The sequence below is a fragment of the Pseudomonas baltica genome (assembly GCF_014235765.1).
In the GTDB taxonomy this organism is placed as follows: domain Bacteria; phylum Pseudomonadota; class Gammaproteobacteria; order Pseudomonadales; family Pseudomonadaceae; genus Aquipseudomonas; species Aquipseudomonas baltica.
In genome coordinates this window covers 1,617,633-1,631,177 of the sequence record NZ_JACMYH010000001.1, presented here as the reverse complement: position 1 = coordinate 1,631,177, position 13,545 = coordinate 1,617,633, and the positions used below count along the sequence as shown (strand labels likewise).

14 protein-coding genes are annotated in these 13,545 nt (G+C 61.8%); 7 read left to right on the top strand and 7 right to left on the bottom strand.

Features of this window, described 5'->3' with window-relative positions:
• Positions 1-178: 178 nt before the first annotated feature.
• From H7993_RS07260 to H7993_RS07240, 5 genes are all read left to right on the top strand, one after another.
• Positions 179-1,111 carry an ABC transporter ATP-binding protein gene (locus H7993_RS07260; RefSeq protein WP_122479275.1) on the top strand — a complete coding sequence of 311 codons (933 nt, stop codon included), beginning with the start codon at positions 179-181 and terminating at the stop codon, positions 1,109-1,111.
• Entirely contained in the window at positions 1,108-1,887 is a 780-nt protein-coding gene (locus tag H7993_RS07255) for an ABC transporter permease (protein WP_122479274.1), read from the top strand. The genes H7993_RS07260 and H7993_RS07255 overlap by 4 nt, the downstream gene beginning before the upstream one ends.
• Before the next feature lie 154 nt (positions 1,888-2,041).
• Positions 2,042-2,896: a glycine betaine ABC transporter substrate-binding protein gene (locus H7993_RS07250; protein ID WP_185793919.1), complete on the top strand. Its 855-nt coding sequence runs from the start codon at positions 2,042-2,044 to the stop codon at positions 2,894-2,896.
• 275 nt (positions 2,897-3,171) lie between these two features.
• Entirely contained in the window at positions 3,172-3,483 is a 312-nt protein-coding gene (locus tag H7993_RS07245; protein WP_122479272.1) for a DUF485 domain-containing protein, read from the top strand.
• The gene (locus H7993_RS07240) at positions 3,480-5,138 is read left to right on the top strand and encodes a cation acetate symporter (RefSeq protein WP_185793918.1); all 1,659 of its coding nucleotides are present in this window, start codon (positions 3,480-3,482) and stop codon (positions 5,136-5,138) included. Before H7993_RS07245 ends, H7993_RS07240 begins: the two co-directional genes overlap by 4 nt.
• Before the next feature lie 102 nt (positions 5,139-5,240).
• Here the strand turns inward: H7993_RS07240 and H7993_RS07235 are convergent, their stop codons facing one another.
• A complete protein-coding gene (locus H7993_RS07235) occupies positions 5,241-5,399 on the bottom strand; it encodes a DUF3309 family protein (protein WP_122479270.1) in 159 nt (52 codons plus the stop codon).
• Positions 5,400-5,567: 168 nt separating this feature from the next.
• Between H7993_RS07235 and H7993_RS07230 the strand changes: the two genes are divergently transcribed.
• Together H7993_RS07230 and csrA are read left to right on the top strand one after the other, a co-directional pair.
• A complete protein-coding gene (locus tag H7993_RS07230) occupies positions 5,568-5,900 on the top strand; it encodes a YnfA family protein (RefSeq protein WP_185793917.1) in 333 nt (110 codons plus the stop codon).
• Between the two features lie 218 nt (positions 5,901-6,118).
• Entirely contained in the window at positions 6,119-6,316 is a 198-nt protein-coding gene (gene csrA / locus H7993_RS07225; RefSeq protein WP_043187251.1) for a carbon storage regulator CsrA, read from the top strand.
• 3 nt (positions 6,317-6,319) lie between these two features.
• On the opposite strand, the gene H7993_RS07220 is transcribed toward csrA, so the two are convergent.
• The 6 genes from H7993_RS07220 to H7993_RS07195 all read right to left on the bottom strand — a co-directional run bounded on the left by H7993_RS07220 (position 6,320) and on the right by H7993_RS07195 (position 13,541).
• On the bottom strand, positions 6,320-6,547 hold the full coding sequence (locus H7993_RS07220; protein ID WP_122479268.1) for a YheU family protein: 228 nt from the start codon (positions 6,545-6,547) through the stop codon (positions 6,320-6,322).
• A 112-nt stretch (positions 6,548-6,659) separates the two neighbouring features.
• Entirely contained in the window at positions 6,660-7,850 is a 1,191-nt protein-coding gene (locus tag H7993_RS07215; protein ID WP_122479267.1) for an osmoprotectant NAGGN system M42 family peptidase, read from the bottom strand.
• Positions 7,851-7,957: 107 nt separating this feature from the next.
• Positions 7,958-9,700: an N-acetylglutaminylglutamine synthetase gene (gene ngg, locus H7993_RS07210; RefSeq protein WP_185793916.1), complete on the bottom strand. Its 1,743-nt coding sequence runs from the start codon at positions 9,698-9,700 to the stop codon at positions 7,958-7,960.
• Between the two features lie 3 nt (positions 9,701-9,703).
• Complete coding sequence (locus tag H7993_RS07205; protein ID WP_185793915.1) at positions 9,704-11,476, bottom strand: N-acetylglutaminylglutamine amidotransferase; 1,773 nt, start codon at positions 11,474-11,476, stop codon at positions 9,704-9,706.
• Between the two features lie 171 nt (positions 11,477-11,647).
• Positions 11,648-12,412, bottom strand: coding sequence for an ABC transporter ATP-binding protein (locus H7993_RS07200; RefSeq protein ID WP_185793914.1), 765 nt, complete (start codon positions 12,410-12,412; stop codon positions 11,648-11,650).
• Positions 12,413-12,425: 13 nt separating this feature from the next.
• A complete protein-coding gene (locus H7993_RS07195) occupies positions 12,426-13,541 on the bottom strand; it encodes a succinylglutamate desuccinylase/aspartoacylase family protein (RefSeq protein ID WP_185793913.1) in 1,116 nt (371 codons plus the stop codon).
• Between the last annotated feature and the right edge of the window lie 4 nt (positions 13,542-13,545).

The following is a 13,545-nucleotide window of genomic DNA, read 5'->3' as shown; positions in this document are numbered from 1 at the left end:
GGCCCTATCTGCATGGGCGCTCGCGGCACGCGTGGGACTGATGTGCACTATCGACAGCAGTCACTTTACGGGGGCGGTCACCGCGCCCATCATGGAGTCAGTTGTTACACATCTGGTTGCAAATCATCGCAGTCGCCCTTACTTCATCACCACTCTCAACACGGCGTATAGACCCCTTATGAGTTCTGCTCTGTCCATTCGACAGTTGACCAAGACCTACGGCAACGGGTTTCAGGCCCTCAGCGGCATCGACCTCGACGTAGCGGAAGGCGACTTCTTCGCACTGCTGGGCCCCAACGGCGCAGGCAAATCGACCACCATCGGTATTCTTTCCACCCTGGTCAACAAGACCAGCGGCACGGTCAACATCTTCGGCAACGACCTGGACCGCCAGCCGGCAGCGCTCAAGCGCAGCATTGGCGTGGTGCCTCAGGAGTTCAACTTCAACCAGTTCGAGAAGACCTTCGACATCGTCGTGACCCAGGCCGGCTACTACGGGATTCCGGCCAAGGTCGCCAAGCAGCGTGCCGAACAGTATCTGACCCAGCTGGGGCTGTGGGACAAGCGCGATACGCCGTCGCGGTCGCTGTCGGGCGGCATGAAGCGGCGCTTGATGATCGCACGGGCGCTGATCCACGAGCCGCGCCTGCTGATTCTCGATGAGCCCACCGCCGGCGTCGACATCGAACTGCGGCGTTCGATGTGGGGCTTCCTCACCGAGCTGAACGAAAAAGGCATCACCATCATCCTCACCACCCATTACCTGGAAGAGGCCGAGCAGCTGTGCCGCAACATCGGCATCATCGACCACGGCACCATCGTCCAGAACACCAGCATGCGTGAACTGCTCGGCACCCTGCACGTGGAGACCTTTCTGCTCGATCTGGGCCAGCCGCTCAACGCGGCGCCGCAGCTGCAAGGCTACCCCTGCACCCTGGTCAATCCGCAGACGCTGGAAGTGCAGGTCGACAAGGAGATCGGCATCACCTCGCTGTTCGGCCAGTTGGCGCTGTTGAACATTCCGGTGTTGAGCCTGCGCAACAAGACCAATCGCCTGGAGGAGTTGTTCGTGTCTCTGGTGGAGAAGAATCTGAGGAAGGTTGCGGTATGAGTTCCGAATTCCAGGCCAATGTGGTCGCTCTCAACACCATCGTCTACCGCGAAGTGCGGCGCTTCACGCGGATCTGGCCGCAGACCCTGCTGCCGCCAGCCATCACCATGGTGCTGTACTTCGTCATCTTCGGTAACCTGATCGGCAAGCAGATCGGTGGCATGGGTGGCTTCAGCTACATGGAGTACATCGTGCCGGGGCTGATCATGATGTCGGTGATCACCAACTCCTACGGCAACGTGGTCTCGAGTTTCTTCGGCGCCAAGTTCCAGCGCTCCATCGAAGAGCTGATGGTTTCGCCACTGTCGCCGCACACCATTCTGATCGGCTATGTCGCGGGTGGGGTGTTGCGCGGCTTGATGGTCGGGATCATCGTCACCGCACTGTCGTTGTTCTTCACCGATCTGCAGGTGCATCACCTGGGCATCACGGTGCTGGTGGTGCTGCTGACCGCCACGATCTTTTCCATGCTGGGCTTCGTCAACGCGGTGTTCGCGCGCAACTTCGACGACATCTCCATCGTGCCGACTTTCGTCCTCACACCCTTGACCTACCTGGGTGGGGTGTTCTATTCGATCAGCCTGCTGCCGCCGTTCTGGCAGACCGTGTCGCTGGCCAATCCGGTGCTGCACATGGTCAATGCCTTCCGCTACGGCATCCTCGGCGTGTCGGATATCAGTATCGGCGTGGCGGTGGCATTCATGCTGGTGGCCACGGTGGTGCTGTACTTCGCCTGCGTGAAGTTGCTGGTCAGCGGCCGCGGCATGCGCAGCTGAGTTCCCCCGGCCGGACCGCAAGGCCCGGCCATGTCGTTTCTCGACGGTTCAAGGTCGTAGGTGGAGCATGATCATCGGCGCGCGAAGTCGATGATCAGGACGCCAACATATGCCGTGCGGCATTCGTCGCGCGCAGCCTTATCGGGGAAGCAGAATGAACATGAAGAAAGTTCTCGGAGCCAGTGCTGCTCTGGTTCTGGCCATGGGATGTAGCTGGGCCAGCGCTGCCGCCAAGGAAGTCACCATCGGCTACGTCGACGGATGGTCGGACAGCGTTGCCACCACCCATGTCGCCGCCGAAGTCATCAAGCAGAAGCTGGGCTATGACGTGAAGCTGCAGGCAGTGGCCACCGGGATCATGTGGCAGGGCGTGGCCACCGGCAAACTCGACGCGATGCTTTCTGCCTGGCTGCCGGTGACCCACGGCGAGTACTGGGCCAAGAACAAGGACAAGGTGGTCGACTACGGCCCCAACTTCAAGGACGCCAAGATCGGCCTGATCGTGCCTGAATACGTCAAGGCCAAGACCATTGACGACCTCAAGACCGACGAGACCTTCAAGAATCGCATCGTGGGCATCGACGCGGGCTCGGGTGTGATGCTCAAGACCGATCAGGCGATCAAGGACTACGGCCTGTCCACCTACAAGCTTCAGTCCAGCTCCGGCGCCGGCATGATTTCGGAGCTGACCCGTGCCGAGAAGGCCAAGGAATCCATTGCCGTGACCGGTTGGGTGCCGCACTGGATGTTCGCCAAGTGGAAACTGCGCTTCCTGGAAGACCCTAAAGGCGTATACGGCGCTGCGGAAACCGTCAACAGCATTGGCAGCAAGGGCCTGGACAAGAAGGCGCCGGAAGTGGCTGCCTTCCTGAAGAAGTTCCAGTGGTCGTCCAAGGACGAAATCGGCGAAGTCATGCTGGCCATCCAGGACGGTGCCAAGCCTGATGCCGCCGCCAAGGCCTGGGTCGACAAGCATCCTGACCGTGTGGCCGAGTGGACCGCCAAGTAACCAAGTAACCAAGTAACCCCAAACGGGCTGCCTTGCACGCGGGCCGCCCGTAGGAGCGGTCATCGGCCGCGAACCAGGCACCGCGGAGCACCAGATACAGCACTGCACCATTCGCGGCCACGGACCGCTCCTACGTCGAATTGTGAAAAGGTCGCCCATGGGCGACCTTTTTTCATTTTCAGGCCCCGATCTACTACTAAGGTCGTCTGGAGTGCGCTCCAGAGCAGCCTAAAGTGGAATACGTTCTATCCATCTATGCTGCGAGGACAAAAACAATGAACGACAGCATTTACCTCTCGATTCAAAACAGCCCACGCTTCAAGGAGCTGGTGAGAAAAAGAGAGAAGTTCGCCTGGATACTTTCAGCAATCATGCTTGGACTGTATTCGGCCTTCATCCTCTTGATTGCCTACGGCCCGCACATCCTGGGCGCCAAGATCAGTCCTGAATCGTCGATCACCTGGGGCATTCCCATCGGTGTCGGCCTCATTCTTTCCGCCTTCGTGTTGACCGGTATCTACGTCAAGCGCGCCAATGGCGAGTTCGACGACCTGAATCGCCTGATCCTGCAGGAGGCCAAGCAATGATGCGGCGTCTATTGGCAACAATGGGCGCATTCGCCCTGGCTCCAAGCGTGATGGCGGCCGATGCACTGACCGGCGCGGTGCAGAAGCAGCCGCTCAACGTGGCGGCGATCATCATGTTCGTGCTGTTCGTCGGTGCCACCCTGTGCATCACCTATTGGGCCTCCAAGCGCAACAAGTCAGCCGCGGACTACTACGCCGCCGGCGGCAAGATCACCGGTTTCCAGAACGGCCTGGCAATTGCCGGCGACTACATGTCGGCGGCGTCCTTCCTGGGGATTTCCGCGCTGGTGTTCACCTCCGGCTACGATGGCCTGATCTACTCCATCGGCTTCCTGGTGGGCTGGCCGATCATCCTGTTCCTGATCGCCGAGCGTCTGCGCAACCTGGGCAAGTACACTTTTGCCGACGTGGCGTCCTATCGCCTGAAGCAGAAAGAAATCCGTACCCTGTCGGCCTGTGGTTCGCTGGTGGTGGTGGCGTTCTACCTGATCGCGCAGATGGTAGGTGCCGGCAAGCTGATCCAGCTGCTGTTCGGCCTCGACTACGCCGTCGCTGTGGTTCTGGTGGGTATCCTGATGTGCCTGTACGTGCTGTTCGGCGGCATGCTGGCGACCACCTGGGTACAGATCATCAAGGCGGTATTGCTGCTGTCCGGTGCGTCCTTCATGGCCCTGATGGTGATGAAACACGTCAACTTCGACTTCAACGTGCTGTTCTCCGAAGCCATCAAGGTGCACGCCAAGGGTGAAGCCATCATGAGCCCCGGTGGGCTGGTGAAGGATCCGATCTCGGCCTTCTCGCTGGGCCTGGCGCTGATGTTCGGTACGGCTGGCCTGCCGCACATCCTGATGCGCTTCTTCACGGTTTCCGATGCCAAGGAAGCCCGCAAGTCGGTGCTCTACGCAACGGGTTTCATCGGCTATTTCTACATCCTGACCTTCATCATCGGCTTCGGCGCGATTCTGCTGGTCAGCACCAATCCGGCGTTCAAGGACGCTGCCGGTGCCTTGCTCGGTGGTAACAACATGGCCGCGGTGCACCTTGCCGATGCGGTCGGTGGCAGCATTTTCCTGGGCTTCATCTCGGCCGTGGCATTCGCCACCATCCTGGCTGTGGTAGCCGGCCTGACCCTGGCCGGTGCTTCGGCGGTGTCCCACGACCTGTACGCCAGCGTCATCAAGAAAGGCAAGACCAACGACAAGGACGAGATCCGCGTTTCCAAGATCACCACCGTCTGCCTCGGTGTCCTGGCGATCGGCCTGGGTATCGCGTTCGAAAGCCAGAACATCGCCTTCATGGTGGGCCTGGCGTTCTCGATCGCGGCCAGCTGCAACTTCCCGGTCCTACTGCTCTCGATGTACTGGAAGAACCTGACCACTCGCGGCGCCATGATCGGTGGCTGGATGGGCTTGATCAGCGCCGTGACGCTGATGATCCTCGGCCCGACCATCTGGGTGCAGATTCTGCATCACGACAAACCGATCTATCCCTACGAGTACCCAGCTCTGTTCTCGATGGCCATCGCCTTCATCGGTATCTGGTTCTTCTCGATCACCGACAAGTCGGCAGCCGCTGACGAAGAGCGTGCGCTGTTCTACCCGCAGTTCGTGCGTTCGCAAACCGGTCTGGGTTCCAGCGGGGCAGTCTCCCACTGATACCTGCACCACGCTGCAAGCAAAAAAAATCCGATGCCCGCGAGGGCATCGGATTTTTTCATTTCTGCTGTGCGGCCCGGTGCAGGCTGCACATCGGCAAGATTATATCTTGCCGAGCAATACCAGGATCAGCAGGATGACCAGTACAGTACCGATGATACCCGACGGGCCATAACCCCAACTTCTGGAGTGCGGGAATACTGGCAATCCGCCAATCAACAGCAGAATCAGAACGATGATCAGTATGGTGCCCATGGCGATTTCCTTATTTGGACAATGAGATGATTCGTCAGCGAGCCAGTAGCACTCGTCCGCCTAATAGCTCGGACTGTGACCTGCCGTAAAAAGTCCCAAAGATTTAAAAATGTTTCGGAGCCGGGTCTGGGCTGGCGTATTCTCGCGGGCTGATATTGGCTCTGGAGAGTTCGAGTGCTCAATTATGTGTGGTTTTTGCTGGCCGCCCTTTTCGAGATCGCCGGCTGCTATGCCTTCTACCTCTGGCTGCGGATGGGCAAGAGCGCGCTGTGGGCATTGGCAGGCGTGCTGAGCCTGACCTGTTTCGCGCTGCTGCTCACGCGCGTGGAAGCCGCCTATGCCGGCCGTGCGTATGCAGCCTACGGTGGCATCTACATCGTCGCTTCGCTGGGGTGGCTGGCGGTGGTCGAGAAAGTTCGGCCGCAGACCTTCGACTGGCTCGGCGCAACGTTGTGCGTGCTGGGGGCGAGCATCATCCTGTGGGGGCCGAAGCTGCAACAGGGCTAGGAGTGGCGAGTGTGGCCAAGATTGTAAATATCCATACAAAGAAAGCCTGAAGTGTATGGATCGGTACAACTAAGTGACGCCTTGCCTGCTGCAAGTGCGAAATATCTGACAGGGAATTTACTAACTTTCGTAGGCTTAAACTGTATTGCTCTGCTTGCCTTGTGATGGTCGAAAACAGGGTCCACCCTCAAGAAGCATTCATTTGAGGGAACAAAGCCATGCTGGTATTGACGCGACATGTAGGCGAGCTGATCTCGATCGGCGATGACGTCTGGATCAAGGTGCTGGACGTGCGGGGCAACACCGTGCGCTTCGGCATCCAGGCGCCCAAGGACGTGGAAGTGCACCGTGCCGAGGTCTATCGGCGAATCCAGGAGAAGCACGGCAAGCATGCCAAGGAGGTGCCGGTGGTGTGACGCTCAGTCGAACAGCTCGGGCGCTATGTCGTGCTTGAGCATCAGCGTGCACTGCTGGCTCTCCGGATCGAAAACGATGAACGCCTGTTTCTTGGCCAGTGCATGACGCACGCGTTCGACCCGCGTCTGCAAGGGTGTCTCATCGCCGTTGTCGGTTCCGTCGCGGGTCACGAAATCTTCGATCAGACGGGTCAGGGTGTCGGCTTCAAGGTGGTCGTAGGGAATCAGCATGTTCGGCGCTCACAGGGTAGGCCGGCATTGTAACAGTGCCGCGCCTGCCCGAGGCCCCAAGCCAGACAGCGGCAAGGGGCAGGGCGGCGGTGGTCCGGTTGGATCGGGCCGATCAATGGCTGGATTTCTGCCCCAGCACGTCTTCGACCGCAGGTACGCGGGTGTCCGATTCCATCTGCGCGTCGTGCTCCAGCTGATGACTGAAACGCTCGAGCGATCCGTTGTTCGGCTTCGCATCGCTGGCGAACACCGGTGGGCTCAGCATGTAGGCCGTGAGAATGCGGCTCAGCGCGCTGAGGCTGTCGATGTGGGTGCGTTCATAGCCATGGGTTGCGTCGCAGCCGAACGCCAGCAGCGCGGTGCGAATATCGTGGCCCGCCGTGACGGCCGAATGAGCGTCGCTGAAGTAATAGCGAAACAGGTCGCGCCGCACCGGCAGTTCGTTCTCGTCGGCGAGCCGCAACAGATGCCGCGACAGGTGATAGTCGTAGGGGCCACCGGAGTCCATCATGGCCACGCTCACGGCGTGCTCGCTCGAATGCTGGCCGGGTGCGACAGGTGCGATGTCGATGCCGACGAACTCACTGACGTCCCACGGCAGAGCCGCCGCCGCGCCAGAGCCGGTTTCCTCGGTGATGGTGAACAATGGATGGCAATCGATCAGAGGCTCGTAGTCGCTCTCGACGATGGCCTTGAGCGATGCCAGCAGCGCGGCAACACCTGCCTTGTCGTCCAGATGGCGGGCACTGATGTGGCCGCTGTCGGTGAACTCGGGCAGTGGATCGAACGCCACATAGTCGCCGATGTTCACCCCCAGCGATTCGCAGTCGGCTCGCGTCGCGCAGTAGGCATCCAGGCGCAACTCGACATGGTCCCAGGTCACCGGCATCTGATCGACGGCGGTGTTGAACGCATGCCCGGAGGCCATCAGGGGCAGCACGCTGCCGCGGATCACGCCGCTGTCGGTGAAAACGCTCACACGGCTGCCTTCGGCAAAGCGGCTCGACCAGCAGCCTACCGGCGCCAGTGACAGGCGACCGTTGTCCTGCACCGCCCGTACGCTGGCGCCAATGGTGTCCAGATGCGCAGAGACAGCGCGGTCCGGTGAATTCTGCTTGCCTTTGAGAGTCGCGCGAATGGTACCGCGGCGTGTCATTTCAAAGGGAATGCCCAGCTCTTCGAGGCGTTCGGCGACGTAGCGCACGATGGTATCGGTGAACCCGGTAGGGCTGGGAATGGCGAGCATTTCCAGCAGCACTTTCTGCAAGTACTGGATATCCGGTTCGGGAATTTTGGCTGTCATGGAAACTCCTGAGGTGGATAGGGTTATGGGGACCGCTTCGTCACGATCCCGGTAGCGTTTCAGCGCGGAGCCTGCGCAGGTCACCCCGGCAGGCTCCATGCGGGCTTTTACCTGGGACCGCTGTGCGGGAACAGCAGATCGACGAAGCGCTCTGCCGTCGGTTGCGGTTCGTGGTTGGCCAGGCCCACGCGCTCGTTGGCTTCGATGAACACGTACTCCGGCTGGTCGGCGGCCGGAACCAATAGGTCCAGACCCACCACCGGGATGTCCAGCGCGCGAGCGGCACGTACCGCTGCGTCGGCCAGTACCGGGTGGAGAATCTGCGTGACGTCCTCCAGATGCCCGCCGGTGTGCAGGTTGGCCGCTCTGCGCACTGTCAGCGTCTGGCCGCTCGGCAGAATGCTGTGCATATCGAAACCGGCGGCCTGCACGGTGCGCAGGGTTTCCTGGTCCAGCGGAATCCGGCTCTCGCCGCCAGTGGCCGCCTGGCGACGGCGGCTCTGCACATCGATCAGCGTGCCGATGTCGGTATGCCCGTCTCCAATGATCTGCGCCGGCCGGCGGATGGCTGCCGCAACCACTTCGTAGCCGATGACCACGATGCGCAGGTCAACCCCTTCATGGAAGCTTTCGAGCAGGACCCGGCTATCGAACTGGCGAGCATGCTCGATGGCCTGCTGCACCTCGTCGAGTGTGCTCAGGTCCACGGCCACACCGTTGCCTTGCTCACCGTCGAGCGGCTTGACCACCACCCGGCCATGTTCGTCGAGGAAGTCCTGGTTGTCGTCGGCACTGCCGGCCAGCTGCTGCGCCGGCAGGCTCAGGCCAGCGGCCCTGAGCACCTTGTGGGTCAGGCTCTTGTCCTGGCACAGGGTCATGCTCACCGAGCTGGTCAGGTCGCACAATGATTCGCGGCAACGGATGCGCCGGCCACCGTGCGCCAGTGTGAACAGACCGGCCTCGGCGTCGTCCACCTGCACATCGATGCCCCTGCGAAACGCCTCGTCGACGATGATCCGCGCGTAGGGATTGAAATCGGCCTGCGGACCGGGGCCCAGGAACAGTTTCTGGTTGATGCCGTTCTTGCGCTTGATGGCGAAGGTGGGCAGGTTGCGAAAGCCCAGCTTGGCGTAGAGGTTCTTGGCCAGGCGGTTGTCGTGCATCACCGACAGATCGAGGTAGGCCAGGCCGCGGCTCATGAAGTGCTCGACCAGATGCCGCACCAGCACTTCGCCCACACCTGGGCGTGTGCAACGTGGGTCGACGGCCAGGCACCACAGGCTGCTGCCTTTTTCCGGGTCACGAAAGGCTTTGGCATGGTTGAGGCCCATGACACTGCCGATCACATGGCCGGTGTCTTCATCTTCGGCCAGCCAGTACACCGGCCCGCCCTGATGTCGTGGGGTCAGCAGACTCTGGTCGATGGGCAGCATCTTGCGCTTGAGATAAAGCTGGTTGATGGCCTGCCAATCGGCGTCGCTCTGCGCCCGACGAATACGGAACCCACGAAACACCCGCTGCGCGGGTCGATAATCGCTGAACCACAGGCGCAGGGTATCGGACGGATCGAGGAACAGTTGTTGTGGCGCCTTGGCCAATACCTGCTGCGGCGCGGCAACATACAGGCCGATGTCGCGCTCACCCGGTTGTTCGTTGAGCAGCTCGGCAGCCAGGGCGTCCGCGTCGGGGTAGGTATGCCCGATCAGCACGCGGCCCCAGCCGCAGTGCAACGGTCGTTGTTGCAGGTCGTCGCTATGGCCTTCTTCGGCCAGCCGCGCCTGCAAGCGCTCGTAGGACGGCGACTGGCCGCGCTGTAAGCGCTGGTTGAATGCCGTGGCATGAGCTTTCATCGATCAGAGTCCTTGTTCGCTGAGCCACAGGTTCAACGCCGCCAGCTGCCACAGCTTGGAGCCGCGCAGCGGCGTGAGTTGGCCTTGCGGATCGGTCAGCAGACGGTCGAGCATGGTCGGGTTGAACAGGCCGCGGTCCTGGCTGGGGTCCAACAGCAGGTCGCGCACCCAGTTGAGTGTGTCGCCTTCGAGATGCTTGAGGCCAGGCACCGGGAAATAGCCTTTCTTGCGGTCGATGACCTCGCTCGGAATCACCAGCCGCGCCGCTTCCTTGAGCACCTGCTTGCCACCATCGGGCAGCTTGAACTTGCCTGGAACCCGCGCGGAAAGTTCGACCAGTCGATAGTCCAGGAACGGCGTGCGCGCTTCCAGGCCCCAGGCCATGGTCATGTTGTCGACGCGTTTGACCGGGTCGTCGACCAGCATCACTGTGCTGTCCAGGCGCAAGGCCTTGTCCACCGCTGCATCGGCGCCGGGCATGGCGAAGTGCTCGCGCACGAAGTCACCGGCAGCATCGTTGGCGGTCAGCCATTTTGGGGTGACGGTTGCGGCGTAGTCGTCGTAGCTGCGGTCGAAGAACGCATCGCGATAGGCCTGGTACGGATCGCTGGCGCCGTCCACTTGTGGGTACCAGTGGTACCCGGCGAACAGTTCGTCGGCGCCCTGGCCGCTCTGCACGACCTTGCAATGCTTGGCAACTTCCCGCGAGAGCAGGTAGAAGGCGATGCAGTCGTGGCTGACCATCGGCTCGCTCATCGCGCGGAACGCGGCGGGCAGCTGCTCAATGATCTCTCGCTCCTCAATGCGCAGCTGGTGGTGCTGAGTACCGTAGTGTTTGGCGATCAGGTCGGAATACTGGAACTCGTCGCCACGTTCGCCGCCGGCATCTTGAAAGCCGATGGAGAAGGTCGACAGATCCTTCACGCCCACTTCGCGCAACAGACCTACCAGCATGCTCGAATCGACGCCGCCAGACAGCAGCACGCCCACATCCACGGCGGCCCGCTGGCGAATGGCAACCGCTTCGCGGGTGCTTTCCAGCACCCGGTCGCGCCAATCTTCCAGGGTCAGGTTGGCTTCGTCGGCATGGGGCCCATAGGGCAAGGTCCACCACGTTTGCTGTTCGGTCTTGCCGTTGGCATCGATGCGCATCCACGTCGCAGGCGGCAGCTTTTCGATGCCCGCGATCAACGTCCGTGGCGCAGGCACTACGGCGTGGAAGTTCAGGTAGTGGTTCAACGCCACCGGGTCGAGCATCGGGCTGATGTCGCCACCCTTGAGCAGCGCCGGCAGGGCCGAAGCGAAGCGCAGGCGCTTGTCGGTGCGCGACAGGTACAACGGCTTGACGCCCAGACGGTCGCGGGCAATGAACAGACGTTGCGTGTCGCGCTCCCAGATGGCAAAGGCGAACATGCCGTTGAGCTTGGGCAGCAGTTTTTCGCCCCAGGCATGGTAGCCCTTGAGCAGCACCTCGGTGTCGCCACCCGAATAGAAGCTGTAACCCAGCGCTTCCAGCTCACTGCGCAGTTCAGGAAAGTTGTAGATGGCACCGTTGAACGCCAGGCTCAGGCCCAGCTGGGCATCGGTCATCGGCTGCGCGGAGCCGTCCGACAGGTCCATGATCTTCAGGCGGCGATGGCCCAGGGCAATCGGCCCTTGCGCCTGAAAACCCCAGGCGTCCGGCCCGCGTGGGGCCAGTTCATGGGTAATGCGTTCCACGGCCGCAAGGTCCGCAGGTTGAAAGTCGAAGCGCAACTCACCAGCTAATCCGCACATAAGTCCTTACCGGTTTTTCCGTTGGGGAATGGCCGAGTGAAGTTCGGCCAGGTATGAAACTGACCGAGGCGGGTAGCGAGAGTTTTAGAACGATCGGTTATAAGGAGGAGAAGTGTCCGAAGACGCATTCGCGAGTGGAACCCACTGCCACAGGTCGGTGGCGCTTGACGGCTACTTGAGATTACCGCTGAGAAACTGCCGGAGGCGTTCGCTTTTCGGATTGGCCAGCACCTGGGAGGGCGGGCCTTCTTCCTCGACCAGCCCCTGATGCAGGAACAGCACCTGGCTCGAGACTTCGCGGGCGAAGCTCATCTCGTGGGTGACCATGATCATGGTCCGGCCTTCCTCGGCCAGGCCCTTGATCACCTTCAGCACCTCACCCACCAGCTCCGGGTCGAGCGCCGAGGTAGGTTCGTCGAACAGCATGACCTCCGGTTCCATGGCCAGTGCGCGAGCGATGGCCACGCGTTGCTGCTGGCCGCCGGAGAGGAACGCTGGATACTGGCTGGCAACCCGCTCAGGCAAGCCGACCTTGTCCAGGTAGCGCAACGCGCGGGCCCGCGCTTCGTCCTTGTCGATGCCCAGCACCCGGCGTGGCGCCATGGTGATGTTGTCGAGCACGGTCATGTGGCTCCACAGGTTGAAGTGCTGGAACACCATGGCCAGGCGCGTGCGCAGGCGCTGCAATTCTTCGGCGTCGGCAACCCGCATGCCGCCGTGGTCGCTGATCATCTGGATCGGCTTGCCATCCAGGCTCATGGCGCCGTCGTCGGGCTGCTCGAGAAAATTGATGCAGCGCAAAAAGGTGCTCTTGCCCGAGCCGCTGGCGCCGATCAGGCTGATCACGTCACCCGTGCTGGCCTTGAGCGAGACGCCCTTGAGCACCTTGTTGTCGCCATAGCTCTTGTGCAGGCCGTCGATGGTCAGTTTGTACATGCGCAACACGTCCTCAAGGTTGAAGTAGATAGCCGCTGCGGCAGGCCTGGGTACCCGCGACATGGGCCACCAGCATGCCAGCGGTGGCCATGCGCCGCAGCGAGCGGGCGTACATCAGGCCAGGCTGCCGATTGCGCACCGGGGTAACCGTATTGCTCAGCGGATCGATGATCTCGGCGATCAACTGGTCGGCTTCCAGGTACTGTCCGGGCACCGCGCTGTACACCAGCAGCCCACCCACTGGCGCTGTAACCGGTTCTACGGCAGCCAGCGGCGTTGCCGCGGCGAGCAACGCCGGCAGCGCGGCCGGCTGGCGGTCGATGGCACCGACGCTGGCCAGGTAGTCGAGAATGGCCTGGCAGTCGCCGCTGGCCATCGGATGATTGACGTCGCCCTGGCCGCGCAATTCGACAGTGACCGAAAAGCTGCCCATGGCGATCGGGAAACGCTCGCCAAAGCGTTGCTGCAACTGCCACCACAACAGGCTGAAGCACTCGTCGAACGACTGCCCGCCCGAATCGGTGGCCAGCAGGCTGGCCTGGGCGCCCAGATAGCGCGCCAGCGGCTCCACCTGCGGCCAGGCCTCGGGCGTGGTGTACAGATGCTGCACGGCTTCGAAGTCGCAGTGCAGGTCCAGCACCATGTCGGCGTCGCACGCCAGGCGCTGCAAGGTCAGGCGCTGCGACTGCAGGGCGGTGGCAGGCTGCAGCCGGTTCAACCCATCGCGCAGATGCGTACGGATCAGCGCGGTATTGCGCGCAACGTCATCGCCCAGCAGGCTCTCGACGGCGCACCCGACCTGATCGGCCAGGTCGACGAAACGGCGATTGAAGTTCTCGCCGGTTTCCAGCTCGTAGCGGCCCATGGGAGTGTCCATGACGATCTGGTCGAGCCCGGCGGGGTTGGCGATGGGCACCACCACGACCTGCCAGCGCAGTTGCCCGGCGCTTTCCAGTTCGGCCAGGCGCTGGCGCAGGTGCCAGGCGACGAGCATCCCCGGCAGCTCGTCGGCATGCAGCGAGGCTTGGATATAGACCTTGCCGGCACCGGTCGGGCCGTAGCTGAAGCTGTGTATCTGGCGCGCGGTGCCCGGCAGCGGGGCCAGCAGTTCATGAATGTCGTGTTGCATGTTC